Source organism: Pseudomonas sp. DWP2-2 (assembly GCF_049897065.1).
Taxonomy (GTDB): Bacteria; Pseudomonadota; Gammaproteobacteria; order Pseudomonadales; family Pseudomonadaceae; genus Aquipseudomonas; species Aquipseudomonas paracarnis.
This window is the reverse complement of the sequence record NZ_JAFCVN010000004.1, coordinates 152,155-178,227: the sequence shown is the minus strand read 5'-3', so window position 1 is coordinate 178,227 and position 26,073 is coordinate 152,155. Positions and strand designations below refer to the sequence as shown.

At 59.9% G+C, this 26,073-nt stretch carries 20 protein-coding genes; 8 read left to right on the top strand and 12 right to left on the bottom strand.

All coding sequences use genetic code 11. From position 1 onward, the window contains the following. Window positions 1-80: 80 nt before the first annotated feature. The 8 genes from ACP7CZ_RS11155 to ACP7CZ_RS11120 all read right to left on the bottom strand — a co-directional run bounded on the left by ACP7CZ_RS11155 (window position 81) and on the right by ACP7CZ_RS11120 (window position 11,732). A complete protein-coding gene (locus ACP7CZ_RS11155) occupies window positions 81-3,695 on the bottom strand; it encodes a transporter substrate-binding domain-containing protein (RefSeq protein WP_294204584.1) in 3,615 nt (1,204 codons plus the stop codon). Between the two features lie 6 nt (window positions 3,696-3,701). After that, entirely contained in the window at window positions 3,702-4,328 is a 627-nt protein-coding gene (locus ACP7CZ_RS11150) for a response regulator transcription factor (RefSeq protein WP_034127079.1), read from the bottom strand. 288 nt (window positions 4,329-4,616) lie between these two features. Further along, on the bottom strand, window positions 4,617-5,333 hold the full coding sequence (locus ACP7CZ_RS11145; protein ID WP_003190369.1) for an MgtC/SapB family protein: 717 nt from the start codon (window positions 5,331-5,333) through the stop codon (window positions 4,617-4,619). Window positions 5,334-5,496: 163 nt separating this feature from the next. After that, window positions 5,497-8,202, bottom strand: a complete 2,706-nt coding sequence (gene mgtA, locus ACP7CZ_RS11140) for a magnesium-translocating P-type ATPase (RefSeq protein ID WP_294204587.1) — start codon at window positions 8,200-8,202, stop codon at window positions 5,497-5,499. A 650-nt stretch (window positions 8,203-8,852) separates the two neighbouring features. Beyond that, the gene (locus tag ACP7CZ_RS11135) at window positions 8,853-9,452 is read right to left on the bottom strand and encodes a GNAT family N-acetyltransferase (RefSeq protein WP_089042766.1); all 600 of its coding nucleotides are present in this window, start codon (window positions 9,450-9,452) and stop codon (window positions 8,853-8,855) included. Window positions 9,453-9,463: 11 nt separating this feature from the next. Beyond that, window positions 9,464-9,808: an FKBP-type peptidyl-prolyl cis-trans isomerase gene (locus ACP7CZ_RS11130; protein ID WP_034127076.1), complete on the bottom strand. Its 345-nt coding sequence runs from the start codon at window positions 9,806-9,808 to the stop codon at window positions 9,464-9,466. Between the two features lie 256 nt (window positions 9,809-10,064). Beyond that, complete coding sequence (locus ACP7CZ_RS11125) at window positions 10,065-10,685, bottom strand: lipoprotein (RefSeq protein WP_034127075.1); 621 nt, start codon at window positions 10,683-10,685, stop codon at window positions 10,065-10,067. A gap of 78 nt (window positions 10,686-10,763) precedes the next feature. Further along, entirely contained in the window at window positions 10,764-11,732 is a 969-nt protein-coding gene (locus tag ACP7CZ_RS11120; protein ID WP_054895757.1) for a hypothetical protein, read from the bottom strand. Between the two features lie 203 nt (window positions 11,733-11,935). On the opposite strand from ACP7CZ_RS11120, the gene ACP7CZ_RS11115 reads away from it, so the two are divergent. Together ACP7CZ_RS11115 and ACP7CZ_RS11110 are read left to right on the top strand one after the other, a co-directional pair. Further along, the gene (locus ACP7CZ_RS11115) at window positions 11,936-13,432 is read left to right on the top strand and encodes a helix-turn-helix transcriptional regulator (RefSeq protein ID WP_034127073.1); all 1,497 of its coding nucleotides are present in this window, start codon (window positions 11,936-11,938) and stop codon (window positions 13,430-13,432) included. A gap of 102 nt (window positions 13,433-13,534) precedes the next feature. After that, entirely contained in the window at window positions 13,535-13,807 is a 273-nt protein-coding gene (locus ACP7CZ_RS11110) for a DUF1652 domain-containing protein (RefSeq protein WP_003190355.1), read from the top strand. Here the strand turns inward: ACP7CZ_RS11110 and ACP7CZ_RS11105 are convergent. The 3 genes from ACP7CZ_RS11105 to ACP7CZ_RS11095 all read right to left on the bottom strand — a co-directional run bounded on the left by ACP7CZ_RS11105 (window position 13,770) and on the right by ACP7CZ_RS11095 (window position 16,070). Next, window positions 13,770-14,963 carry an MFS transporter gene (locus tag ACP7CZ_RS11105; RefSeq protein WP_294204590.1) on the bottom strand — a complete coding sequence of 398 codons (1,194 nt, stop codon included), beginning with the start codon at window positions 14,961-14,963 and terminating at the stop codon, window positions 13,770-13,772. The genes ACP7CZ_RS11110 and ACP7CZ_RS11105 overlap by 38 nt on opposite strands. Window positions 14,964-15,051: 88 nt before the next feature. Continuing rightward, on the bottom strand, window positions 15,052-15,360 hold the full coding sequence (locus ACP7CZ_RS11100; protein WP_054895758.1) for an RcnB family protein: 309 nt from the start codon (window positions 15,358-15,360) through the stop codon (window positions 15,052-15,054). A 218-nt stretch (window positions 15,361-15,578) separates the two neighbouring features. Further along, a complete protein-coding gene (locus ACP7CZ_RS11095; RefSeq protein WP_233453222.1) occupies window positions 15,579-16,070 on the bottom strand; it encodes an REP-associated tyrosine transposase in 492 nt (163 codons plus the stop codon). Between the two features lie 269 nt (window positions 16,071-16,339). On the opposite strand from ACP7CZ_RS11095, the gene ACP7CZ_RS11090 reads away from it, so the two are divergent. From ACP7CZ_RS11090 to ACP7CZ_RS11075, 4 genes are all read left to right on the top strand, one after another. Further along, window positions 16,340-16,897 carry a helix-turn-helix domain-containing protein gene (locus ACP7CZ_RS11090; protein WP_072448734.1) on the top strand — a complete coding sequence of 186 codons (558 nt, stop codon included), beginning with the start codon at window positions 16,340-16,342 and terminating at the stop codon, window positions 16,895-16,897. Window positions 16,898-16,908: 11 nt separating this feature from the next. Next, window positions 16,909-18,255, top strand: a complete 1,347-nt coding sequence (locus ACP7CZ_RS11085) for a glutamine synthetase family protein (protein ID WP_054895761.1) — start codon at window positions 16,909-16,911, stop codon at window positions 18,253-18,255. Window positions 18,256-18,274: 19 nt separating this feature from the next. Next, window positions 18,275-19,375 carry a DNA alkylation repair protein gene (locus ACP7CZ_RS11080; protein WP_198791584.1) on the top strand — a complete coding sequence of 367 codons (1,101 nt, stop codon included), beginning with the start codon at window positions 18,275-18,277 and terminating at the stop codon, window positions 19,373-19,375. Between the two features lie 147 nt (window positions 19,376-19,522). Next, window positions 19,523-21,382: a DUF3857 domain-containing transglutaminase family protein gene (locus ACP7CZ_RS11075; RefSeq protein WP_198791583.1), complete on the top strand. Its 1,860-nt coding sequence runs from the start codon at window positions 19,523-19,525 to the stop codon at window positions 21,380-21,382. A gap of 132 nt (window positions 21,383-21,514) precedes the next feature. Here ACP7CZ_RS11075 and ACP7CZ_RS11070 read toward each other — a convergent pair whose 3' ends face one another. Continuing rightward, the gene (locus tag ACP7CZ_RS11070) at window positions 21,515-22,408 is read right to left on the bottom strand and encodes a LysR family transcriptional regulator (RefSeq protein ID WP_034127066.1); all 894 of its coding nucleotides are present in this window, start codon (window positions 22,406-22,408) and stop codon (window positions 21,515-21,517) included. A 128-nt stretch (window positions 22,409-22,536) separates the two neighbouring features. Here ACP7CZ_RS11070 and ACP7CZ_RS11065 point away from each other — a divergent pair, with 128 nt between their 5' ends. Next, window positions 22,537-24,204 carry a GMC family oxidoreductase gene (locus tag ACP7CZ_RS11065; protein WP_072448753.1) on the top strand — a complete coding sequence of 556 codons (1,668 nt, stop codon included), beginning with the start codon at window positions 22,537-22,539 and terminating at the stop codon, window positions 24,202-24,204. 94 nt (window positions 24,205-24,298) lie between these two features. Continuing rightward, window positions 24,299-25,921: an MFS transporter gene (locus ACP7CZ_RS11060; protein WP_054895765.1), complete on the top strand. Its 1,623-nt coding sequence runs from the start codon at window positions 24,299-24,301 to the stop codon at window positions 25,919-25,921. Window positions 25,922-26,073 lie beyond the last annotated feature (152 nt).

Sequence of the window (26,073 nt, the reverse complement as noted above, 5' to 3'; positions counted from 1 at the left end):
ATATGCCGACGAAAAAATCAGGCTTATTCCCCGTTCATGTAAGAACTTTCCCAAATCCTCCGAAAGGCGATCAACCACAGTCAGGGCTGATTGCAATAAGCGCTTAAGCCATGATGCAAAACATCGATCGCCTCACCCACGCTTTCAACCGCTGGTCCCAATGCCTGACGGTCCCGCTGTTCACACGCCGCCTCCAATGCCTCACATACACTGATCAATGGGTTGGCCTTGACCATCCGCGCGCCTCCCTTGGCACGATGAGCCAGGTCGTGCAACTTGGCAAAGTCTGCCTGGCTTGCCAGCCGTGGCAGCAAGGCACGATCCGCCTCCAGGCTTTCGAGTAACGGCGCCAGCAATTCGACCAGCGCGGCATGATCATCCCCGGTCAGCGCAACCAGGGTGCTCAAGTTGAAGGTAACCAAGGGTCGCGGGCTCGTGCCAACTGAACGCGACGCCAATGCCGCCCGCAAGTCGTCCAGCCCGGTGGGCTTGAACAGGCAGCCATCCATGCCAGCCTGCCGACAGCGCTCGGCTTCCTCCGGCTGGGCGTTGGCGGTGAACCCGAGTAACAGGCAGGGCCCCAGACCCCGCTCACGCTCCTGTGCGCGAATCTCCTGGGCCAACTGATAGCCGTTCTTGAACGGCATATTGCAATCGGTAATGACGCCGTCGAACTGCCCCGTTCGCCACTGTTCAAGCCCTTGGACACCGTCTTCGGCCGTGATGATACGGTGGCCCAGAAAGCTCAACTGTCGGGCCAGCAGCAAGCGGTTGGCCGGGTAGTCGTCCACCACCAGAATGCTCAGCGCGCGCCCCTCAGGCGCCGCCTCTTGCACAGGCTCAATCGGGGCTGGCAGCGTGGCGGTCATGACCAGGGTCAACGTCACGTCCACCCGAGTGCCGTGCCCCAACACACTACTCAAGTGCAATTGGCCGCCCATCATTTCGCACAGGCTGCGGCTGATCACCAACCCCAGCCCAGACCCGCTGCGTGCCGATTGCTGGTTATTGCTGCCCTGGATGAACACACTGAACAACCGCTGCTGGTCGGTGACGCTGATTCCGATGCCGGTATCTTGCACCCATAACTGCACGGCCAAGCGATCGCCCTCGACCACCGCCTGCGCGACCAAACTGACCTGCCCATGGGGAGTGAACTTGATGGCATTGCTCAGCAGATTCGAGACCACCTGCTTGAATCGCAGCGGGTCGACCAGCACCGCCTGGTCAATCAACGGGTCCAGCTCAACCTGCATTGCCAACCCCTTGGCTCGGGCCAGCCCCTCGAATACGCGTGCGACCGACGCCAACAACTCATGCAGGTTGGCGGGCTCCAGGGTCAGTGACAAATGCCCGGACTCGATCCGCGCTATATCGAGAATATCGCCGATCAGCTCCAACATACCCCGCGAAGCCACCGAGGCCACCTCCAGAGCATCGCGGTCGACCCGTCCCTGCTCGGCATTTTTCAAGGCCAGTTCGATCATGCCGATCACGGCGTTCATCGGCGTGCGGATCTCGTGGCTCATGGTCGCCAGGAAGGTCGTCTTGGCGCGATTGGCGGCGTCGGCATCGTCCTTGGCTTCCTGTAGCTGGCCGAGCAGCCGGTGCCGTTCGCTTACGTCTACCCAACCGGCAATCATGCCCACCACCTTCTCGTCGCCGTCGCGATACGGCAGCATCCACTGGTAAATGGTCAGCACATCGCCATTGGGCACCTTGAGGATTCGATCATGAATCTGCGGCTCGCCGCCGGCCATCAAGCGCAGGTAATCGTCATGAAACGACCGGGCCTGTGGCGGGTTTTCGATGTCGGTTTCCACTACGGTCCTGCCGATCACGTCTTCAAGTTTGTAGCCAAACACGTCGAGGTAGGCGTTATTGCAGGCCATCAATCGCCCTTGGCGATCACGCACGTAAATCGGGTGCGGCGTGCCGTCGATCAATACGCTCATGAACCGCATCTGATCGCTCAGCGCTCGCTCGGCCTGCAGGCGCTTGCGAATCAGGCTGCGCAGGTAAATCGCCCAGCCCAGCGTGATGGCCAACAACAACGCCGCCAACCCAAAGCCCTGGAGAATCACATTACGATAACGCAACCAATAGCTGTCCTCGATGATGACCTCGCTACGCCACTGGCCAATCAGTTCGTCCATTTCCTGAGGGGTGATGCTCAGCAGCGCCTTGTCGAGGATCGAATACAGCTCCAACTGACTGCGATTTACCCCAAAGGTCACGCGTGCAGGCTCAATGCCAACCGTGCTGCTGACACGCAAGCGGTCGCGGTAATACCGGGTGATCAGATAACGTGCGCTGATCAACGAGTTGACCGCGCCGTCGGCGTCACCATTGGCCACCAGCGCCATGGCTTGCTGGGGGTTCTCCACGTCGACAAACATCACACCTGGAAAATTTTTCGCTATGTCCTCATGCAGGCCATTACCGACCACCATGGCCAGGCGTTTGCCGACCATGTCCTCCAGCGTGAGCGGGCTGTGGGGACCGTTACGGGTTACCAGCACAAAGGGATTGGTCAGGTAGGGCCGGGTAAAACGCACTTTTTCAGCACGCTCCGCGCTAGGCGTGACGACCGCCAGCATGTCCGCCGTACCCGCACTGACGATATTGATCTGGCGCGGCAATGAGCCGCCCGGGACCACATCGAACTTCAAGCCGGTACGCAAGCTGATACGCGATAGTACCTCGGCACTCAACCCTTCGAACTGGCCTTGATCACCAATAAAAGATAACGGTAGAAAGTCATTGAGTACCGCGACTCTGACCCTTGGATTCTTTTGCACCCAGCGTTGTTCGCTGGCACTCAAATGCAACCGGTCAACGCCGATTATCCCCAGGTTACCTCCGCTCCAGCGGCGCAGGATTTCCATCTGCTCGCTGGCGGGAATCGCCTCCAGCGCAGCATTGAGAATGGGCAGTAAACGTGTATTTTCGCGGGCGACGGCAAACGCAAACGGGTTGACTTCCAAGCCGGAAAAATCCGCCATACGTACATTGTTGAGGTGATTGCGATTGATCAGGTAGTTGCTGCTGATAGCATCCCCCAGATAAACGTCGGCGCGACCAAACGCTACGGCACCAATGGCTTCGAAAGTCGAGGCAAACAACTCCAATTGGGCCTGGGGGTAAAACGCCCGAACGGCGTCGGGCTGCATATAGTGATACAGCATCGCTACGCGCTTGCCCGCCAGGTCGTCGTTCAACACCTGGCTATCGCCGCTGCGAGTCACCAGGGTCGGTTGATCGTTGGCGTAGGAGCGAGACAAAAGCAGTTGCGGGTCGGCCGCTTCGTAGCCATTGGCGGAACCGAGAAAATCCACGCCCCCCTGCTTCAAGGCTTCGATCACTTCATCGCGGGTATCGTAACGCCGTACCTCTATGGAGATATGCAGGGCCTGACCCACCAGTGCGGCAAAATCGGCGGTGATACCTTCGAGCTCGTCGTTGTTATTGGTCAAGTCAAAAGGCGCGTAATCGGGAGCAGAAACCCCCATCCGTAATGTGCGCCGCTCGCGCAGCCAGCGCCAATCAGACTCGTCCAGTGCTACTTGCGGGGTGTCAATACGTGAATGCCCCAACAGCCGCAAAGCATGGGGCTCATCCAGGGCCACCGCGATCTGAGGTAACAGGCTCATCCAGAAGATCGTGGTGAACCTTATAAACGCGGTGGTGATCATCTCAATTCAGATCAGATGGTTGCGCTGGGCAAACTTGGATAAGTGCACTACCGAAGACATGCGTAACTTCTCCTTGAGTCGAGTCTTGTAAGTGCTGATGGTCTTGTGGCTGAGCAGCATCTGTTCGGCAATTTCCTTGTTGCCCAGCCCCAGGGCCAACATTTGCAACACGGTTAACTCACGGTCCGATAAGCACTCGATCATCTGCCGTTCCGTTTCTTGCAGATCATCGCGGCGCACCGAACTGGTCGGCAAACTGGGGAAGCAACTGTAGCCCGACATGATCGCTTTGATAGCCTTTTGCAGCTCATCCAGCTCACCGGTCTTGGCGACGAACCCCATCGCACCGGAACGCATGCAACGAGTAGAAAAAAATACCGCCAGGTAGGAGGTCAGCACCAGAATCTTGCACGGCAAGCCCAACGCCTTGATGCGGCTGATAACCTCCAACCCGCCTAATTTAGGCATCGCCAGGTCGAGGATAATCAGCTCGGGACGTTGCTCCCTCGCCAACTGCATGGCGTCAGCGCCATCCCCCGCCTGAAAAATTTCATCAAACCCCTCCAATTGCAGGAGGTGTTTGACCGTTGCCCGGATAAACGGATGGTCATCCACAATTAATGCTTTGCTCATAAAACTTCCTTATGTGGACAAAATACCCTTACACATCACGCCGGACCTGGGTACCTGTGAGAAATGACAGTTCCGACAAGCGGCACTGCTTCCTTGGAGCGGTAACCAAGCAGTGTCTGGCCTCTTCAATTAACTCAACAGAGCGACGGACGCCGGGCCTCAACGGCGCAACAGCCGCAAGTACCCAACTTTAGCAATGCAATGATGTTTCAACCGAAGGGATAATCCGGACAACATGTAGGATTTTTCCACATGCAAGCTTAGCCAATCCTGGCCAGCCCATCAGGATCAGTCGGTGGTGCTAGGACTCCAGAAGGCCTGCACCACCAGGGTTGACGTTGAGAGGCGCGCCACCAGCGCGTCCAGTTCGTCGCCATCCACCGACGTGGCGGCGAGGATGGCCTCGATTTCCACTTCGTCACTGCCGAACGGTCGCACGTCGACGTCGCTGGCAGGGTAGTTGCAGCGTGCCAACTCGGCTTCCAGTAACACCATCACGGCCTGTTGCTGACTGCGGCGCGCAATGACATAGAGGATATTGGTGACCTCTGCCGACACCACGTCCAAGGGCTGACGATTGATGTTGTTGACGATCGGCCGCAGCAAGGTGTTGGCCGCCAGCACAAACAGCGTGCCCAGCAACGCCTCGAGGATCAGGTCGGCGCCAGCGCAGGCACCCACCGCGGCCGAAGCCCAGAGGGTGGCGGCCGTATTGAGCCCGCGCACATTGCCCTCCTCCCGCATGATCACACCCGCCCCCAGGAAGCCGATGCCCGACACCACGTAAGCGACCACGCGCACCGCGCCTTCCGCACCGCCCAGTCGGTTGGCCATGTCCACAAAGATCGCCGCGCCCACCGCCACCAGCACATTGGTACGTAAGCCGGCGGTGCGCTGGCGGTACTGGCGCTCGAACCCGATGAGGCCGCCGAGAATAAACGCAGCGCTGAGGCTGACCACGGTGTCGACCAGGGAGTTGAGGTTGATGTTGTTGATTGCCTGCATAAGAAATCTCCATGAATGCAGCGGCACATTGGTAACTCGCAGGTCCCTGTAGGAGCTGGCTTGCCTGCGATAGCGGTACACCACCAATGAATCTGGCGACTGATACACCGTCATCGCAGGCAAGCCCGGCTCCCACAGGATTTGCGATGTTGCATGGAACCTGTTACTGCCAGCCAAACCTGCGAATGTAGTAGCCCTTCACTGCCTGAGTCAGCGCCATGTAAGCCAGCAAAATCACCGGCAGGAACACGAAGTACAGCGACGGCAGCGCCTGCAATTTGAAGTAGTGCGCCAAAGGCCCCATCGGCAGGAATATCCCCACGGCCATGATCACGCCGGTCATCAACATCAACGGCAGCGATGCGCGGCTTTGCAGGAATGGGATTTTTGGCGTGCGAATCATGTGCACGATCAGGGTCTGGGTCAGCAGCCCCACCACAAACCAGCCGGATTGAAATAGCGTTTGGTGGTCTGGAGTGTTGGCATCAAACACATACCACATGAGTGCGAACGTGGTGATGTCGAAGATCGAACTGATCGGCCCGAAAAACAACATGAAGCGCCCCACTTCCCCCGGCTGCCAGCGTTGCGGCGTGGCAAGCATCTCGTCATCGACGTTGTCGAACGGAATCGCAATCTGCGAGATGTCATACAGCAGGTTTTGCACCAGCAGGTGCATCGGCAGCATCGGCAAAAACGGGATAAAGGCACTGGCCACCAACACCGAGAACACGTTGCCGAAGTTCGAACTGGCGGTCATCTTGATGTATTTGAGCATGTTGGCGAAGGTGCGCCGGCCTTCCAGCACGCCCTCCTCCAGGATCATCAGGCTCTTCTCCAGCAGGATGATGTCAGCCGCTTCCTTGGCGATGTCCACCGCACTGTCCACCGAAATCCCGATATCCGCCGTGCGCAGCGCCGGAGCATCGTTGATGCCATCGCCCATAAAGCCGACCACATGTCCGTTGGCCTTGAGCAGCCGCACGATGCGTTCCTTGTGGCTGGGCGTGAGCTTGGCAAACACATTGGTGGTTTCCACGGCCAGGGCCAGTTCGGCGTCGCTCATCGACTCGATGTCGTTGCCCATCAGCAAGCCTTGTTGCTCCAGGCCCACTTCGCGGCAGATCTTCGCCGTGACCAGTTCGTTGTCGCCGGTCAACACTTTCACCGCCACGCCGTGGGCCTTCAGGGCCTTGAGGGCGGGCGCGGTGCTTTCCTTGGGCGGGTCGAGAAACGCCACGTAGCCGATCAGCGTCAGGTTGTTTTCATCGGCCAGGGTGTAGGTGTCACGTCCTGCCGGCATCGGCTGCGCCGCTACCGCCACCACCCGCAGCCCTTCTTCGTTAAAGGCCGCGGTCACCTGGCGAATGCGCGCCAGCAGTTCGTCGGTCAGTGCCTCATCGACGTCACCATGACGCACGCGATTGCACACCGACAAAATTTCCTCCACCGCCCCTTTGCAGATCAACAGGTGCGGTTGGTGCTCCTCGGCCACCACCACCGACATGCGGCGGCGGTTGAAGTCGAATGGGATCTCGTCGACCTTGTGGAACGCGGTACCGACTTTCAGCTCACGATGGATGTCCACATGCTCGAGCACGGCCACATCCAACAGGTTTTTCAGGCCGGTCTGGTAGTAGCTGTTGAGATAGGCCATTTCCAGCACGTCGTCCGACTCCTGGCCCCACACGTCCACATGGCGCGCCAGGAAAATCTTGTCCTGAGTGAGCGTGCCGGTCTTGTCGGTGCACAGCACGTCCATGGCGCCGAAGTTCTGGATCGCGTCCAGGCGCTTGACGATGACCTTCTTGCGCGACAGAAACACCGCGCCCTTGGCCAAGGTCGAGGTGACGATCATGGGCAGCATTTCCGGGGTCAAGCCTACCGCAATCGACAGCGCGAACAGCAACGCCTCGGTCCAGTCGCCCTTGGTGAAGCCGTTGATGAACAGCACCAGCGGCGCCATCACGAACATAAAGCGAATCAGCAACCAACTGACCTTGTTGACCCCCTGCTGGAACGAGGTGGTCGCACGGTCCGTCGCCGTGACGCGTTGCGCCAAGGCACCAAAATACGTGCTGTTGCCGGTGGCGAGGATGACCGCCGTGGCGGCGCCGGACACGACGTTGGTGCCCATAAACAGAATGTTCTCCAGCTCCAGCGGGTTGCGCGTGTGGGCGTCCTGCTGGTGGGCGAACTTTTCCACCGGCATGGATTCGCCGGTCATCGCCGCCTGGCTGACGAACAAGTCCTTGGCGCTGAGCACGCGGCAGTCCGCGGGGATCATGTCGCCGGCCGACAATACAATCAGATCGCCTGGCACCAGTTGCTTGATCGGCAGTTCAATGCGCTTGGCAGACTCGCGGCGCAGCACCGTCGCGGTATTGCTCACCATGGCCTTCAAGGCGTCGGCGGCCTTGTTAGACTTGGCCTCCTGCCAGAAGCGCAACAGGGTCGAGAGCACCACCATGGAGAAAATCACCGTGGCGGCCTTCATGTCTTCGGTCAGCCAAGAGATCACCGCCAACAGGGTCAGCAGCAGGTTGAACGGATTCTTGTAGCAATGCCACAGGTGCACCCACCACGGCAGCGGCTGTTCGTGCTCGACTTCGTTAAGGCCGTATTGCACGCGCAGGGCGTCGGCTTCCTGAGTGCTCAAGCCCTCGGCGTGGCTGCCCAGCACGCCCAGCAATTGCACAGTGCTGCGGTTGGCAGAGGCCACCAGTGTCTGCGCCAGGCTGGGCGGTACTTCGCGGCTGACGCTGGCATCGGTCACGGTTTCCAGCATCGCCAGGCGGCGAAAATGCCGGGCGATATGCCGGGTCCGCAGGAAACCGGCGAAGAACTCTTTGAGCAAAGTGAGGTTCATGGTGTAACTCCTGCGCGAGGAAAAACCGTCGTGCAGGTACTGCCCGTCCACACCGCGCCCGTCACACAGGCACAGCCGAACCTGGCCCGCCCGCCGTAACAGGCAGGCGCGTCCGTAGCATCCAGGCGTTACCCAGGTGCTGGTCAGCGTCGATGAGAGGGAATCAGGCAGTTGCCAGGAGTGGCCACCGCCGGGATGCCGCTTCTCGCTTTATGAGGCGAGACAACGGCATCTGGAAAATGCGCGTTACCTTGCCAAGTAGAGGCCGGTTACCGAAACCGGCCGACGACTGTCACTCGAACAAGTACCCACTGAGGGTCTCCGCTATTGATGAAAACGCGCGAAGCTTACGCCCCGATGTTGGCGGAGTAAACCGTAGGAAAGTGCCAGCCTGGTGAATAAGAAGATTCTTCAGGATGGGTTCAGGAAAGAGCGTTTTGCTTACTTTTGTCTGGGCCGGCAGTCCGGCTTTTCAAAAGTGAGCCGCTATAAAAGCGGAACCCTGAGTAGCCGTTACCGCAGGAATGGATATGTACACGGTCCAACTGTGTTGACTGTCAGGCCGTCTTCGCAGGCAAGCCAGCTCCCACATTTGGATCGCGGTGCGTCAGCTCGATCAGCGTCTACCTGGGATTGATGTACATCCCTGGCTATGGCGTATCAGGTCGATCCCTTTCAACCAACGCCACGTAGTCTTCAATGCTCACGCTGGCAACACCCTTTACCTGGATAGACACCTTATTCACCTGCCGACCCATCGTGATGCCCTCGCGGGTACGCACCTGTACATAGCCAAGTCTGGGCCAAAAACGCTCGGCCCTGGTATTGCCCACCACTACCGTCAGCCGCAGCCACTGGGCGCCCTTCGCCACCGCCCAGGCCTCAAGGTCCGCGTGCAAGCGCTGCGCCAGCCCGCTGCCGTGCCAGCGCGCATGCACCAGCAGCAACCCGATGTGCCACACCCCGGTGGCGAGCAAATCCGCGGCGATATTCACCACGGCGACCAGGTGGCCCTGCGCATCTCGGTAACCCAGCCAGTACAGGCGGCTGCAATGCCAGCCGGCGGGTAATTGGCCGCGTAATTCTTCCCGTGCTTCGGACGGGGTAGCCGGTTCGCCATTCACCGCGATGAAGTAAGCCGGCGCCTGTTCAAAAAACTGCTGCAGCTCAGCTTCATCGCAGCCAAGCAGCTCAACCACCCGAATGCCTTCGAGGAAACTGCCAGGCAACACCTGTGGATCAACGTCCATGTTCAACCTCTTCAATCATCCCGTGTCAGCACTTCCAGCAATTCAATTTCGAAGCGCAGATTACTGTTGGGTTTGATATGCGCGCCCATCGAGCGCTCGCCATAGGCCAGGTGCGCCGGTACATACAACGAGCGTACACCGCCAACCTGCATGCCCATCAAGCCCTGGTCCCACCCCTTGATCACGCGGCCAGTGCCGATCACGCACTGGAACGGTTTGCCCCGCTCCCAGGAGGAATCGAACACCGTGCCATCTTCCAGGGTGCCGGTGTATTGGGTGGTGATCAGCGCGCCTTTGACCACGGCTTTGCCGTCGCCCAGGCGGATGTCGGTGACCTGTAGTTCGTCGTTGCTCATGGGGTTCTCATTGAAGGGGCCAAAGGCTGGGGTTTTCCCAGAATCGGAGGGGTTTGGCAAGTGCAGGAAAATGGCCAACGTGATGGTGGACCGTTCGCTGGAATGCATACAGCCGCGTCAGAATCCAATGTGGGAGCTGGCTTGCCTGCGAAGGCGGTGTGTCAGTCAATGCACCTGTGACTGCACGACCGCTTTCGCAGGCAAGCCAGCTCCCACATTGAATCTGCATGCATTCAGAGGTCGCCGTGTCGACCCTTTACAACCAATGCCAGAACCGGCTCCAGAACCCGCGCCCCAACTCATCCTTGCACCCGGCATATTGGCGCGCATACATCTGCGAACGCGCCTGTACCTTGCTCGCTACCGGCGGCAGCCAGGCTTTGCTGGCATAGGTGCGCTGGCGGTAGCCGCCCCAGCCTTCGTGGTAGTTCAGGTACTGGCCGTAGGCATCGTATTTGTAGACGCCGTTGATGGTGTAGGTCTTGTCCATGTACCAGCCGATAAAGTCGATCGCGTCGTCGAAGTCTTCGCGATCAGCGCCGCTGCGGCCGGTGGCTTTGCGGTAGTCGTTCCATACTTCATCCTTGGCCTGGGCATAGCCGGAAGCGGTGGAGACGCGGCCCCATGGGATGATCCACAGCAGGTATTTACGCGGGGTCTTGGCGTCGTGGCGAAAGCCCGACTCCTGATACATGATGGCAAACGGCACCTGGATCGGTACGCCCCAGCGCTTTTGCGTGACCTTGGCGGCGTCGTACCAGTCGTCTTTTTCGCGGAAGATACCGCAGAGGTCGTTGGGCGTGCGTGGCGGCGAGGTGCCGCACGCCGCCAACAGGGAAGTGAGTAATAACAGTCCGACGGCTTTGCCTGCGCTCAAGGGTCACCTTTGTGGGATAAGGGTAAAATGCCAGCATTTTACCCCTTCACACCGGCGGCGTCCTTGCCGCAGACATCTTTAAGCCAAAGGCACGCGACGGGTAGTCAGCGCGATACGACCAATAAAGAAGCTCAACGCCGCACCCAACAGCAGCATGGCCAAGGTGCTCCAGGCCGCGCGGGACAGTTGCTTGGCAGCGACTTCACCGGCTTCACGGGCTTTCTGTTCAGCCTGCTTTTTCAGCTCATCAACCTTTTGCATGGCTTGCTGATAAGCCTGGGCATAGTTGTCGACGATCTGCGTGGCTTCTTCTTTGCTCTTGCCAGTGCGGGCCGCGACGATGTTGACCAGCGCCTCTTTATCCGCTGCATTCAATGCTGGCTCGCCGGACGCTTTCACACGTTCGAACCATTGCTTGAGCTCATCACCGGCCTGGGCAGGATTGGTCGCTGCATCGGTAGCCGACTGCTTGCCATCGACAGCTGCCTGATCGGCTTTCTGCTCGACATTGGCAGGGTCCAGTTCAGCCTTGCCGCTCTGCTTGAGCAAGGTATCCAGTTGGCCTTGCAGGCTGTTCCAGTCCAACTCGATGCCCTGCTCGTTCAACTGTTGCTTGATGCTATTGCCAATCCCCGGCGCGGCGGCAGCAATGCCACTGCCCGCAGCAGACAGACCTTTACCCACCACGTTGCCGGCCGTACCGACCACGCTGGAAGCCAGGCCCGCCAACAGCCAAGTGGTGAGCAAGGTGGTCAAGGTCCAGGTCAGCACCCCATGCAGGCCGCCACGATCCGGCGCGGTGCGGCCGGCCACGAACGCGCCGAACGCGATGGCGACCAGAGTCGATACAAACAACCAGATACCCGCACCCGTGCCAAAACCGCTCAACGGGTTGCCCGCTTCCATCGGGTCAACGGCACTGGCGCCAATGGCGGTGCCCAACACACTCAAGACCAGGTAGGTGACCAGTGCGATTGCACTACCGGCCAATACCGAGCTCCACGACACTCGAAACAGCGATCGATTGGTTTCATAGACAGTGGTCATACAAAGGTCCTTTTCAAATTGAGGAGCAAGGCAATGTGCCTTGATGGGTGTGAGTGTGGCGAAACGACATACGTTCAGTCCTGGCCCATATGCACCAGGTGGTCTGGTGCATTCGCACTGCCCCGTGGGTAATTACTCTGCACTATCCTGAAGCCAGGATGTCGTAACCCAATGTGCCTTGCCCTGCCCTAATCGGAGACGTTATGACCCAGGATGTTCTCGCCAAAGAAACCAACCGCCGCCAACTGCAAACCATCATCTCCGGGCTGTCCGACGGTGTGATTCTGGCCGAGGTCGACCAGACCATTCTCTGGGCCAATGAAGCGGCGTTGACCATGCATGGGGTCAGCGAGGTCAAGGAACTGGGCGCCAATACCGAGGCGTACGCCAAACGCTTTGCCCTGCGCTATCGCAACAACCATCCCTTGCCACTGGACAGCTACCCCCTCAGCCGCGTGGCTGCCGGCGAAGAGTTCAGCGATGTGGTGGTGGAAGTCACACCCGCCGACGACGAACACCGCAGTTGGGTACATCGCCTGCGCAGCCTGGTGCTGACCGATGCCCAGGGTGAACCTGAGTTGCTGGTACTGATCCTCAGCGACGCCACCGAATGGGCCAGCGCCGAGCAACGCTTTGAGAAAACCTTCAACGCCAACCCGGCGCCCGCGGTGATCTGTCGCCTCAGCGACCTGCGCTACATCAAGGTCAACCAGGGTTTTCTGGAGATGACCGGCTACAACCGCGACCAGGTCATCGGCAAATCTGTGTATGAACTGGATGTGCTGGAACAGGCCGAGCGCAAGGACCTGGCGATCCAGCGCCTGGGCGAAGGCGCGACCATCCCGCAGATGCAGGCCGAACTGAGACTGCCCGAAGGTGGCAGCAAACTGGTGATCGTCGCCGGCCAACCGTTGGACATGAACGAGGAAGACTGCATGCTGTTTTCCTTCACCGACCTGGAGCCTCGGCGCAAAGCCGAGATCGCCCTGCGCCAGAGCGAAGAACGCTTCGCCAAATCCTTCCGCCTGACGCCCGTGCCGACCCTGGTATGCAGTGCCGACAACCGCCAGGTGGTAGACATCAACGAAGCCTTCATGAGCATCACCGGCTACATCAGCGAGGAATTGATCGGCAAATCCATCGAAGACATCAACTTCATCGACAGCCCCCAGGCCGGCGCGCAGTTGTTCGCCACCCTGGAAAAAGCCGGCAACCTTGAAGGCCAGGACCTCAAGGTGCGCAAGAAAGGCAACGAGGTGATCGACTGCGTGGTATCCGCCGACACCGTGATTATCCAGGACGTGCCCTGCTACCTGATGGTGCTGATGAACATCACCGAGCGCAAACGCTCGGAGCTGGAACTGGTGGCGGCCATTGAGGAAGTCATGCAGGACGCGTCCTGGTTCAGCCAGACCCTGATCGAGAAGCTGGCCAACGCCAAGAGCGTCAACAGCCCCAACCTGCCGAATGTTTCCTTCACCGACCTAACCGCCCGCGAGCGCGATGTATTGGGCCTGATCTGCGAGGGCTTGGCGGACAAAGAAATCGCCTCGCGCCTGAAACTGGCGCCCAACACCGTGCGCAACCATGTGGCCACGGTGTATTCCAAGCTGGGGGTGCACAGCCGTAGTGCAGCGATCGTCTGGGCCCGTGAACGCGGGCTGTTTGCCAGCGATTTGCGCCTGAAAAACAAACCCTGACCCTGCAAATGCACTAGTGCGACTAGTGCGAATTCGCCTTATTGAGCGGCGGTGCAAGCAATAACCTTCAAGGGATCGTATTTATGCCTAGAAGGAACCCGCATGTTTACCCTCTCTCAGCTGCGCAACTGCATCGAAGAAGGCCTGTCACCGCTGACGTGCGAATTCACCCTGTGCCGGGACGCGTCCTTGACCCTCAAGGTCTACGATGCCGAGACCGGCCGCGTCGACCTGGTGGTTACCGGCATCAGCACCAACCGCCTGCAGACCCCGCAGGAAGTAGCGAAAATGGTGGATGAGTTGCGCTACGAGCTGCAAAGCAACAACGTCGGCAAGCTCACGCTGGATGATTTGCCTTTATCGCCGCTCCCATGAAATAAAACACCCCGCCGGCAACGATAAACGCCCCCAGCATGTAGAACATGTAATGGGCCGGCAGGCTGGCCAACACCAGCCCACACAGCACCGGCCCCAGCGCCGCACCGAGGTTGGACAGGTTTTGCGCCCCGTAATACATGCCCCGCAGGTGGTCTGGGGCAATTCGGTCGATAAACATGTATTCGGCCGGAAACACGATGATCTCCCCGACGGTGAACACCGCCATCGCCAGCACCCAGCCCACCACGCTGGTGGACAGCCCGAAGCCAATCAACCCCAGCATGAACATGCTCAAGCCAGCGATCAGCCACTGGCTCAGGTAACGGTGCGAGATGCGCCGGCCAATCAAGTACTGCAAGGCAATCACTAGCACGGCGTTGGTGGTCAGCACCGCGCTGATCACCGTGTAGGTGTATTCGGCGGTCGTGGTGGTCACCAGGTATTGCGACAGATAGGCCGTGAACTGGCCGAACACCACCGCGCTGAGTAAACCGCCGAGGGTGAAGCACACCAGGCGACGGTCCTGCAGCAAAACGCGGGCGACGGCAAGGAACGGCAGCGGCTTTTGCGTGGCGTCCACCGTGGCCAAGTTACGGTCACCCCAGCGCCCGTACAGCAGAAAAAACCCCAGCCCCAACAGCGCCGACAGAATAAACGGCAGGCTGATATCCAGCTTGGCCACCATCGCGCCAAAGAACGGCCCCACGGCATAGCCGATATTGGTAAGCGTGTATTTGATGGAAAACACTTCGCTGCGCGCGTCTTCGGGCAGCAGGCTGGCGAAGCCGGCTTTCACCGCAATATCGATGACGGCGTAGGCCAGGTTGATCAGGATCAGGTAGCCATAGAACGACCAGATATTTTGCGCCAGCACCGTGCCGATAAACCCCAGCACAAACACCAGGCTCAAGCCGAGCAACAGGCGATAGCTATTGATGCGGTCGACCAGGAAACCACCGTAGACACTGAGTAGCGAACCGACGATCAGCGAACTGCCGATTACCAGGCCGACCTGGGTAATGTCCAAGGCGAAATGGCTGGTGAGGTAGATCACGAGATAAGGAAAAGTGATGGCCTTGGCCAGCGTAAGCAGCAACGTGGCGCACAGCAACAGGTTCACGGTGCGGGGGTAGTTTCTGATGGTGGCAAGCATCCTGCTCTCGTTCTTCAAAGGTAACGCGACCATTGCGGTCGGTTACCTTAACGCAAGAAACATGAAACGAGCAGATGCCCCGGCGGGATTATTTCTTGACTGGCGTAATCTCGAGGATGGTGCCGTTGGTGGTCTTGAGCAGGACGTACTTGTCGCCTACGCGCGCCCACTGGCTTTCTTCTTCGGGCTGCTTCAGGCCGCGCTTTTTCCAATCGCTGATGGCCGACTCCTTGCGCATCAGGATATCCGGAGCGCGGTCGCCTTCTTTCAAATCACGAGCGTTGATGTTTGAAGGTTGCACGGTTTCCTGAGGGGTATCGCCGGCCTGCACTACAGCGCTGACGGAGGAAAAGCTGGCAGCGACCAGCAGGCAAGCGGCTAAGGTTTTCGACTTCATGGGGTGCTCCTTCAATTAATGGTGCGTACCCAGATTCCGACCGCGGCGGCGCGTAATCATTCAGCCGTATTTCCCTGTGGCCAGAGATTGCTCCCGCCGGGATGCGCAGCGGCCCCAATCCATTCACCGCATGTTTTCAGTGGGTACGCGGTCGGGCTTTTTGGGGCAGCTTCGCGGCCCAGCGGGAGCAAGCTCCCTCGCCACAGGGGGGTACACCGTTATAGCCAGGCGGCGTCCCAGAGCGAGTAGTCGCCAACATGCTCGACCAGTCCGGCTCGCAGTGGGTTGGCGATGATGTAGCGAGCAGCCTTGATAAGGTCTTCATCGGCCCGCACCGCACGATCATGATAGCCGTACTGCCAAAAAGCACCGTGCGTGCGACGGGCTCGGTTGATGGTCAGTGTGCTGCGCGACTTCACCCGTTTCATCACTTCAGGCAGCGTCGCGCCTCGCAATTCAAATAACCAGTGAAGGTGGTCCGGCATAATGACCCAAGCCAGCGAGTTGACCAGTCCAAGGTCATGGGCTCGTTTGAGCTCGGCAACCAATAGCCGCCCCAGGTAAAGATCGGCAAATACCGGGCGACGTTGATAAACCACGGCAGTCACCAAATAAGCTCGACCAGGTTCTGAATAACGGCCACGTCGCAACAAATGAGAGTTGGGCTTGTGAAGCAATCCTTTGCTCCCCTGAATGGTTGAATGGTCCATTCAACCTAGCAGGCACCTGAGATGTCCCTGCCCAATACAGTTTCCCCATATTTCCCAATCCTCTGTGGCGAGGGAGCTTGCTCCCGCTGGGCTGCGCAGCAGCCCCAAAAAGCCACACCGCGCATCCACTGAACGCATGCGGTGAATGGGTTGGGGCCGCTTCGCTGCCCAGCGGGAGCAAGCTCCCTCGCCACAAGGGTTTGTGCATAGGGTTTGCGAGCGTGAAAATAATCGTGTAATTTTTCATGAAATTATTCGAATTAAATTTCATGACCCCTCAAGAAGAACTCGCCACCCTCGCGGCGCTGATCCACGACCTGCGCAAGCACAAGAAGCTCACCCTGGCCCAACTTGCGCAAAAAATCGAACGGTCGGTGGGGTTTCTGTCCCAGGTCGAACGTGGCCTGTCGCGCCCGACCGTGGCCGATTTAACCGCCATCAGCCACGCCCTCGATGTGCCCACCACCTATTTCTACAGCCTGCCCAAACCCAAGGCGGTGGATTGGGTCACACGCCCCAACGAGCGGCGCACGGTGTATTACGCCAATGGCATCACCGACATCCTGGTGTCGCCGAGCATGAACGGTGCGTTCTCGATGCTTGACAGCCTGTTGGCCCCCGGTGCCAACAGCGGCGAACAGAGCATGAGCGACCGTGCCGAACAGGCCGGATTTGTGCTCGAAGGCGAGTTGACCCTGTGGGTGGATGACGAAGCCGCGCCAGTCACCCTCAGCCCCGGCGACAGTTTCCACCTCGCCAGTTTCGCCCACTGCCGCTACGCCAACCTGACCGACCTGCCCGCCCGCGTCTTGTGGGTTTACAACTAGGAGCTGCACCCGTGAAAAGCCATTCCTCCACGTTGCTGGCCGAAGTACGTAGCTTTCGCCAGAACCACCCCGACGTGCGCTATGTCGACCTGATCGCCCTAGACATTCCCGGGCATTTCTACGGCAAGCGCTACCCCGTGGAGATGCTTGAAAAAGTCGCCGCCGGCAGCCCGCTGAAGCTGCCGCAGAATGCGGTATTGCTGGGGGTCCAGGGGGGGTTGTTCAAGATTGGCGACTACTGCTTCAACGATGGCGACCCGGACGCCAATCGCCGATTGGTGCCCGGCACGCTCAAACCGGTGAACTGGGAGTCGCAGCCATTGGGGCAAATGCTCATCACCTCGGACGGCACCGAAGCGCCCATCGAGTTCGAACCCCGCGAAGTCCTGGCCAAGGTCCTGGAACGCTTGCAGCATCAGGGCATTCATCCCGTGGTGGCGTTTGAGCTGGAGTTCTACCTGTTCGATAAACAGCTGGAAAACGGCCTGCCGCAATTCGCCCGCGACCCGCTCAGTGGGGATGCCGACGACCAGCCCAACCTGCATATCGAACGGCTGTCGCGTTTCAGCGACGTGCTCGACGACATGGCGCAAACCGCCAAGGACCAAGGCATCGACATCACGGTGATCACCGCCGAGATCGGCCCCGGCCAGTTCGAGATCAACTTCGGCCACTGCGATGACGGCCTGCGCGCCGCCGACTGGGCCGCCCTGTTCTGCCGCAGCACCCGTGGCGTTGCGCTCAAGCATGGTTACCGCGCCAGCTTCATGGCCAAACCCTATCTGCAATTTCCCGGCAGCGGCATGCACGTGCATGTCAGCCTTTACGACGCAGCGGGCAATAACTTGCTAGCGGCCCATCAGCAGCAGCCATTGCGCCACGCCGTAGCCGGTTGCCTGGAATTGCTGCCCCACTGCATGCCGATCTTCTCGCCCAACCACAACGCCTTCCGTCGCCTGGGCGGCACGGTCAACGCTGCGACGCGGGCGAGCTGGGGCTTTGAAGACCGCGATGCCTGTGTGCGCATCCCCGAGTCCGACCCGCGCAACCTGCGGATCGAGCACCGCCTGGCCAGCGCCGATGCCAACCCTTACCTGGTGCTGGCGGCAATCCTGGTGGGCCTGGAGCACGGGCTTGAGGCCAAGCGCGAACCCATCGCGCCATTGAACGAAGACCGCAACAGCGGCACCGATTTCCCGGTGGAAATGCTCGACGCCGTGCGTGCCATGCAGCAGCAACCAATACTGCGCGACAAGCTGGGCGCGGAATTTGTCGAAGTGTATTGCGAGAACAAACGCCAGGATCACCTGGCCTTTCAACAAGAGATCCATGCGCGAGAATATCGCTGGTTTCTCTGACCCCACCATGGAAATGCAGATGAGCGACCAAGCCGCCCCGGCCCTCAAGGAAATCTTCAACATCGAACGCCTGCAACACATCGCCACCGAAATGACTGTGGTGTACCCGGCGTTCGACGCCAAGGGTTTTCTCCAGCACGCTTGCGTCGGGCTGGCCGAGTTATCGGTGATGCAACGCATGGCCCGGGTCAGCGAGAGCCTGCACGCGGTGATCCCGCTGGATTATGCGCAAACCCTCAAGCTGCTTTACGCTCTGGCACCGCGCATCAACAGCGGCTTTGTCAGCCTGTTCCTGGCGCATTACGTGGCGAGTTATGGCCTGGGTGATTTCAAACGTTCAATGGCCGCGCTGAAGTTTTTCACCACCTTTGGTTCGGCCGAGTTCGCCATTCGCCACTTCTTACTGCACGACTTCGAGCGCACCTTGGCAGTGATGCAGCAATGGTCGCTGGATGGCAACGAACACGTACGCCGCCTGGCCAGTGAAGGCTCACGCCCTCGCCTGCCTTGGTCGTTTCGCCTCGCCAACGTGCAGGCCAACCCCAAGATATGTGCGTCGATCCTGGATAACCTCAGGGCCGACAGCAGCCTCTATGTGCGCAAGTCGGTGGCCAACCACCTCAATGACATCACCAAGGACCACCCCGACTGGGTGCTCAACGTGATCGAAGGCTGGAACCTGGCCAACGCCCACACCGCCTGGATCGCTCGCCATGCGTTGCGCAGCTTGATCAAGCAAGGCGACACCCGCGCGCTGACGATCATGGGGGCCGGAGCCAAGGCTGAGGTGACGATCCGTGGACTGAGCGTCACCCCCGCCGTGATCCGATTGGGCGAGCGGATCAATCTGTCATTCCAGCTGGAATCCACCGCCAACCACGCGCAAAAACTGGTGGTGGACTACGCCATCGACTACGTAAAAAGCGCTGGCCACAGCGCATCCAAAGTGTTCAAGCTCAAGGCTTTTACCTTGGGCGCCGGCGAACGGCAGACCATCAACCGCGAGCAGCACATCCGCGAATTGACCACGCGCAAGCACTACCCCGGCACGCATCGGATACATGTTTTGATCAACGGTGAACGCCTGGCCAGTGCAGAGTTCGAACTGCTGAAACCTTGACACAAATCAAACAAAAGGCTCTAGCACGGGCCTTTCAGCCCGATAAATTGTCGAACAATCCTGGCCTTTGCCGTTGAGATCCATTATCATCCGGCGCCTTCTCGCTACCCGCCGGGTAGCTGTTTCAATGTGTCACCCGAGGCGCCCATGTACCGTTTTTCGTTTCACCGCCCTTTGATTGCCATCAGCCTGGGGCTGGTTTCCCATTCCGTCAGCGCAGCCCTGCAACCCATAGCCGAAGCCCCGCTGGCCAGTGACACCGAGCTGCACTGCCACTTCAACCGCGACGCCAGCACAGACTGCACCACCACTTACCGCTACACGATCCTCAAGGCCAACGGCCGCGAAATGCTTTCGCGCATCGACTTCGACTACTCCGAAGCCGACACCTTTGAAGTGGTCAGCGCTCAATCCACCCAGCCTGGCGCCAAGCCCGTCGCCCTGGCCGCCACGCAAATCGATACCCGCAGCGCACCCAACCCGGACCAAGGCTTCAGCCGCGACAAGCAAACCTCCCTGGCCTTCCCCAACCTGCGCGTGGGCACGCAGATCCGCTACACGGTACGCCAGCATTACCCGGCCAAACCGCTGATGACCCAGTTCCACTATGTGCTCAAATTCGGGCCCAGCTCAGCCCGCCGCGATCGCTTCAAGGCGCGCTTTACCGCCGAACGGCCGATCCAGTGGCGAAGTGAATTGTTCGACGGTTTCAAGGTAACGCCTTCGAGCAACGGCAAGACCCTGGATGTGGTGCAAAAAGCCCCGACCTACCTCAACTACATCAATGAATCCTCCGCCGCCGCACTACTGCGCGTCCCACGCCTGGAAGTGGGGAGCGCCGTGGACCGCCAGGCGTACTTCGGTGATTTCGCCCAGCGTTACAACCAGATCCTCGGCGCCACCCTGCCGGCGCAAGCCGCCGCCGCCGTGGCCGCCGCACGCAGCCTGGCGCCAGCTGAGCAAGTCGCGGCAATGATGCAGCACATCAATGATCACTACCGCTACCTGGGTGACTGGCGCGCGACCGAGCGCGGCTATGTGCCGTTCAGCCTGGCGGAAATCGAGCAGCACGGCTACGGCGACTGCAAGGACCTGGCGACGCTGCTGACGGCCATGCTCAAAGCCAGTGGCATCAAGGCTGAGACCGCGTGGGTCAGCCGTGGCGACGTGGTCGATGCCCTGCTGATTCCTGGCACCCAGGCGCCGAACCACGCCATCGTGCGTGCCGAAGTGAATGGCCAGGTGTGGTGGCTTGACCCGACCAACCCGGTCTTCGCCCCTGGCCAGACCATGCCCGATATTCAGGACCGCTGGGTGTTGGTCAACGATGCGCAGGGCCAGGTGCGCGAAGAACACATCCCACTGGAGCGCCCCGAAGTCTCGATACGCCTGGACAAACAGGTGCAGTACGGCAAAGAGGGAGATGGCGCGGTCAAGGCGACTATTACCTTCAGCCGCCTGCCGCTGATGCAACTGAGCGTCGCAGACCGCCAGCAAGGCACCACCGCCACCGACCAGAACATCTGCGCCAACTTCGGCAACGATATCAGCGACTGCCAGATCACCCGCGAACCCACCCGCTTTGTGGTACATGACGGCTACAGCGTCACCGCCCGCATGAACGATCAGCGCGCCCTGGAAAAACTGGCCAATGACTATGTCTACACCGACCCGTCCTTGAAAGACCGCTGGGAGGGCTACATCAACTATCGCCGCCAGGGGCAACAGGCCGACCTTTACCTGGGCAATCCTGAAACCTATGACTACACCTACACCCTGGCAGGCGGGAAGATGGAAAAAGCCATCCCCGGCTGCAAGGTACGCTCGCCCTGGTACGACCTCTACCTGGACGGAAAACTGGAGGACGGCTCGCTGCGCTATCACTATCGCCTGAGCCAGAAAAAGCGCTGGCTGACCCATGCCGAAGTCACCAGCGATGCGTTCGGAAAGATGATTGAAGAGGCCCGGGCCTGTGCCGAGCAGGTGCATCAGGTAGTAAAGCTCTAGACTGTCCCTGACACACCACGATCCAAATGTGGGAGCTGGCTTGCCTGCGATGACGGCCAGTCAGCTTGCCCATCGGTGACTGACACACCGCCATCGCAGGCAAGCCAGCTCCCACATTTTAATCCGTGTGTGTCAGCGGGATTCGCCGAGCAACAAGCCCTGCTCCCTTGCGCACAGCTCCACCACATAATCCCACAACACCCGCAACCGCACCGACTTGTGCAGCTCCCGGCGCGAACTGATCCAATAGCTGCGCTGGATACCCTCCGCCGGTAGCAACGGCACCAACTCTCCATCCCCAGCCGCCATGAAACATGGCAACACCGCAATGCCCAACCCCGAACGCGCCGCCTGGTGCTGGGCGATCACGCTGGTGCTGTGGAACACCACCCGGGGGCTACGGCAGAAGCTGTTGAGGAACTTCAATTCCTGGCTGAACAGCAGGTCATCGACATAATCGATCCAGGCATGGGCAGAGAGGTCTTCACGTTTTTCGATGGGCGGGTTACGCGCCAGGTAGGCACGGCTGGCGTACAGCGCCAGACGATAATCGGTGAGTTTGCGCGTCACCAGTTGATCGGCGCTGGGGCGTTCCAAGTGAATGCTGATCTCCGCTTCGCGATTGAGGATGCTGACGAAACGCGGCACCGCGACCAGCTCCACCTCCAAACCTGGATAGCGTTCAAACAACCCGCCCATGCGTGCGGCCAGAAACATCACGCCCAGCCCTTCGGCTACACCAAGGCGAATCTTGCCCAGGGGCGCCGCAGAGTGGGTGAGCTCGTCTTCGGCCAGCAGTGCCACGTTTTCCATAGCTTCGGCATGTTTGAGCAATGCTTCGCCGGCAGGCGTCAGTTCATAGCCCTGGGCGTGCTGCACGAACAGCGCCGTGCCGAGGCTTTTCTCGATGGCGTCGATGTGCCGCGCCACGGTGGCATGCGTGGTTTTCAGGCGTTGGGCGGCGGTGAGCAGGCGGCCACTGCGCTGCAACTCGAGAAAAAACCGCAGGTCATTCCAGTCGAACATATCGCCTCCAGAGCCTGGGCCCGCCGGCGTTGTTTAAAAACGCACAGCGGGTGGGTAAAAACTAACATTTTTAAGACGAAAACTAACAACTAGGATGGGCCCAATAAGAAAAACAAGCGAGACCCCAGATGCCCAATGCAACTGCTGAATACGATTACATCGTCGTCGGCGCCGGCCCTGCCGGATGCCTGCTGGCCAATCGTCTGTCCGTCAACCCGGCTCACCGTGTCCTGCTGCTGGAAGCCGGTGGCCGCGACAACTACCCCTGGATCCATATCCCCGTCGGCTATCTGTTCTGCATCGGCAACCCACGCACCGACTGGTGCTTCAAGACCCAACCTCAAGCCGGCCTGCAGGGGCGCGCCTTGAGTTACCCACGGGGCAAAGTGCTGGGCGGCTGCTCGTCCATCAACGGCATGATCTACATGCGTGGCCAGGCCCAGGACTACGATGGCTGGGCGGCGGCGGGCAACGCGGGCTGGGCTTGGAAAGACGTACTGCCGCTGTTCAAACAGAGCGAAAACCATTTTGCCGGCGGCTCTGAATTCCACAACGAGGGCGGTGAGTGGCGCGTCGAGCAACAGCGCCTGTCGTGGCCGATCCTCGATGCGTTTCGTGAAGCGGCTGCCCAAAGCGGCATCGCCAATATCAATGACTTCAACCAGGGCGACAACGAGGGCTGCGGTTACTTCCAGGTCAACCAGAAAGCCGGTGTGCGCTGGAATGCGGCCAAGGCGTTCCTCAAGCCGATCCGCCAGCGCCCCAACCTCACCGTGCTGACTGAGGTAGAGGTTGAGCGTGTGCTACTGGAAAACGGTCGTGCCTCGCAGGTACTGGGACGCCAACACGGCCAGGCACTGAGCTGGAAGGCGCGCAAAGAGATCGTACTGTGCGCCGGCTCGGTGGGTTCGCCGGGCATTCTGCAACGCTCAGGGATCGGCCCTTCCCATGTGCTCAAGCCGCTGGGTATCAACGTGGTGCACGAGCTGCCAGGCGTTGGCGGCAACCTGCAAGATCACCTGCAACTGCGCCTGATCTACAAGCTGGAAAATGCCCGCACCCTGAACCAGATCGCCGGCACATTGTGGGGCAAGATGGGCATGGGCCTGCGCTACCTGTACGACCGCAGCGGCCCGCTGTCGATGGCGCCCAGCCAGCTTGGCGCGTTTGCCCGCTCCGGCCCGGAGCAGACCTCGGCCAACCTGCAATACCATGTGCAGCCACTGTCCCTGGAACGCTTTGGCGAACCGTTGCACGGCTTCCCGGCGTTTACCGCATCGGTCTGCGACCTGCGCCCGCAAAGTCGCGGCCGGGTGGATATCCGTTCGACCAACCCGGCGGATGCGCCGCTGATACAGCCTAATTACCTCAGCCACCCCGAAGACTTGCGCGTGGCCGCCGACGCTATTCGCCTGACCCGGCGCATCGTCGCCGCTCCGGCCCTGAGCCAGTTCAAACCGGTGGAATACCTGCCCGGCGAAGCCCTGCAAACTGAAGAACAACTGCACGAGGCCGCTGCACGGATCGGTACCACGATTTTCCATCCGGTGGGCACCTGCCGCATGGGCGATGACAAAGACGCCGTGGTCGACAGCCAGCTGCGCGTACACGGCATTCCCGGCCTGCGCATTGCGGATGCGTCGATCATGCCGCGCATCACCTCCGGCAATACCTGCTCACCCACGCTGATGATCGCGGAGAAGGCCGCGCAGCTGATCCTGTCCCCAAACACTGTAGGAGCGAGCTTGCTCGCGAAAAACCCAACGGCACCGCGCACTACAAGGCACCCCGCGTAATCATTAACGATATTGAAGACGTTGAAAAAATAGCGGCGCCGAGGTCAGCGCCGACAGTGGAACAACAATAAATAATCACTGTGAGGGACACCCGATGTCAGAACATGCTCAACCCCTGGGCTCGGCGGCCAGTGCAAGTACCGCCAACGAATCAAGAAAGGTCATCTTCGCCTCCTCTTTGGGGACGGTGTTCGAGTGGTATGACTTTTTCCTCTACGGCGCCCTGGCGGCGGTGATCAGCAAGCAGTTCTTTGCCGGGGTCAACGACACCACGGCGTTTATCTTTGCCTTGATGGCCTTTGCCGCAGGCTTTGTAGTGCGGCCATTCGGTGCGCTGGTGTTCGGCCGCCTGGGCGATATGATCGGGCGTAAATACACCTTCCTCGTGACCATCATCCTGATGGGCGTGGCAACCTTCTGCGTCGGGTTGCTGCCGACCTACGCCAGCATCGGCATTGCTGCGCCGATCATCCTCATTGTGCTGCGCATGCTGCAGGGCCTGGCGCTGGGCGGTGAGTACGGTGGCGCCGCCACCTACGTGGCCGAGCATGCGCCACCGGGCAAGCGCGGCCTGCACACCAGCTGGATTCAATCCACCGCCACCCTCGGCCTGCTGCTGTCGCTGCTGGTGGTGCTGGCCTGCCGTTACTTCACCGGCGATCAGTTCGAAGTGTGGGGCTGGCGCATTCCGTTCTTGTTTTCCATCGTGCTGCTGGGCATCTCGACCTGGATCCGCATGAGCCTGCACGAATCGCCCGCTTTCTTGAAGATGAAAGAGGAAGGCAAGGCCTGCAAGGCGCCGATTCGCGAGTCCTTCGGCAAATGGGAAAACCTCAAGGTGGTGCTGATCGCGCTGTTCAGTATCAACGGCGGGCAGGCGGTGACCTTCTACGCGGCGCAGTTTTATGTGCTGTTCTTCCTCACCCAATTCCTGCGCATGGACCCGGCCCTGGCCAATATGCTGTTGATCATCAGCGTGGTAATTGGCGCGCCGTTCTTTATCCTGTTTGGCTGGCTGTCGGACAAGGTCGGGCGCAAGCCAGTGCTGATGCTCGGCCTGCTGCTGGCGACCGCCCTGTACTTCCCGATCTTCAAGGGCCTGGCGCACTACACCAACCCGGCAATGGACCAGGCCAGCCGACAGGCGCCGATCACCGTACTGGCCGACCCGGCCACCTGCACCTTCCAGTTCGACCCGGTGGGCAAGGCCCGTTTTGACAGCCCGTGCGACAAGGTCAAGACCTTCCTGGTCAAACAGGGTCTGCCCTACAGCAGCGCCGCCGCCCCTGCGGGCAGCCCGGTGCAAGTGAGCGTGGGCGATGTGCGTATCGACGGCTTTGATGAAGCGGCCCTGCGTGGCGCCGTGGCCCTGGCCGGTTACCCGTCTTCGGCAGATGTGGCCCAAGTCAACAAGCTGATGGTGGTGGTGCTGATCGTGGTGCTGATCTTCATCGCTGCTATGTGCTACGGGCCGTTGGCAGCGCTGATGGTTGAGCTGTTTCCGACGCGCATCCGCTACACCTCGATGTCCCTGCCCTACCACATCGGTAACGGCTGGTTTGGCGGGTTTCTGCCGACGGTGTCGTTTGCCTTGGTGGTGTACACCGGCGATATCTTCTATGGGTTGTGGTACCCGGTGGTGGTGACGGGCGTGAGCCTGATCGTCGGGTTGTTCTGCCTCAAGGAAACCCGGCATGTGGATATCGAAAACAACTGATACCTCTGCCCTGTAGGAGCGAGCTTGCTCGCGAAGAACCTGAGAGCAACGCGGGGCACCAGGCGCCCCGCGTCATCGTTAACGACCTTCGCGAGCAAGCTCGCTCCTACAGCGGCGTATGGCACCCACACAAATTGCTGTACATCCATACA

Excerpts from the sequence above, each read along its gene's own strand:
- ACP7CZ_RS11155 (WP_294204584.1), bottom strand. The coding sequence starts at position 3,695 with ATGATCACCACCGCGTTTATAAGGTTCACCACGATCTTCTGGATGAGC.
- ACP7CZ_RS11150 (WP_034127079.1), bottom strand. The coding sequence starts at position 4,328 with ATGAGCAAAGCATTAATTGTGGATGACCATCCGTTTATCCGGGCAACG.
- ACP7CZ_RS11145 (WP_003190369.1), bottom strand. The coding sequence starts at position 5,333 with ATGCAGGCAATCAACAACATCAACCTCAACTCCCTGGTCGACACCGTG.
- mgtA (WP_294204587.1), bottom strand. The coding sequence starts at position 8,202 with ATGAACCTCACTTTGCTCAAAGAGTTCTTCGCCGGTTTCCTGCGGACC.
- ACP7CZ_RS11135 (WP_089042766.1), bottom strand. The coding sequence starts at position 9,452 with ATGGACGTTGATCCACAGGTGTTGCCTGGCAGTTTCCTCGAAGGCATT.
- ACP7CZ_RS11130 (WP_034127076.1), bottom strand. The coding sequence starts at position 9,808 with ATGAGCAACGACGAACTACAGGTCACCGACATCCGCCTGGGCGACGGC.
- ACP7CZ_RS11120 (WP_054895757.1), bottom strand. The coding sequence starts at position 11,732 with ATGACCACTGTCTATGAAACCAATCGATCGCTGTTTCGAGTGTCGTGG.
- ACP7CZ_RS11115 (WP_034127073.1), top strand. The coding sequence starts at position 11,936 with ATGACCCAGGATGTTCTCGCCAAAGAAACCAACCGCCGCCAACTGCAA.
- ACP7CZ_RS11110 (WP_003190355.1), top strand. The coding sequence starts at position 13,535 with ATGTTTACCCTCTCTCAGCTGCGCAACTGCATCGAAGAAGGCCTGTCA.
- ACP7CZ_RS11105 (WP_294204590.1), bottom strand. The coding sequence starts at position 14,963 with ATGCTTGCCACCATCAGAAACTACCCCCGCACCGTGAACCTGTTGCTG.
- ACP7CZ_RS11100 (WP_054895758.1), bottom strand. The coding sequence starts at position 15,360 with ATGAAGTCGAAAACCTTAGCCGCTTGCCTGCTGGTCGCTGCCAGCTTT.
- ACP7CZ_RS11095 (WP_233453222.1), bottom strand. The coding sequence starts at position 16,070 with ATGGACCATTCAACCATTCAGGGGAGCAAAGGATTGCTTCACAAGCCC.
- ACP7CZ_RS11090 (WP_072448734.1), top strand. The coding sequence starts at position 16,340 with ATGACCCCTCAAGAAGAACTCGCCACCCTCGCGGCGCTGATCCACGAC.
- ACP7CZ_RS11080 (WP_198791584.1), top strand. The coding sequence starts at position 18,275 with ATGAGCGACCAAGCCGCCCCGGCCCTCAAGGAAATCTTCAACATCGAA.
- ACP7CZ_RS11075 (WP_198791583.1), top strand. The coding sequence starts at position 19,523 with ATGTACCGTTTTTCGTTTCACCGCCCTTTGATTGCCATCAGCCTGGGG.
- ACP7CZ_RS11070 (WP_034127066.1), bottom strand. The coding sequence starts at position 22,408 with ATGTTCGACTGGAATGACCTGCGGTTTTTTCTCGAGTTGCAGCGCAGT.
- ACP7CZ_RS11065 (WP_072448753.1), top strand. The coding sequence starts at position 22,537 with ATGCCCAATGCAACTGCTGAATACGATTACATCGTCGTCGGCGCCGGC.
- ACP7CZ_RS11060 (WP_054895765.1), top strand. The coding sequence starts at position 24,299 with ATGTCAGAACATGCTCAACCCCTGGGCTCGGCGGCCAGTGCAAGTACC.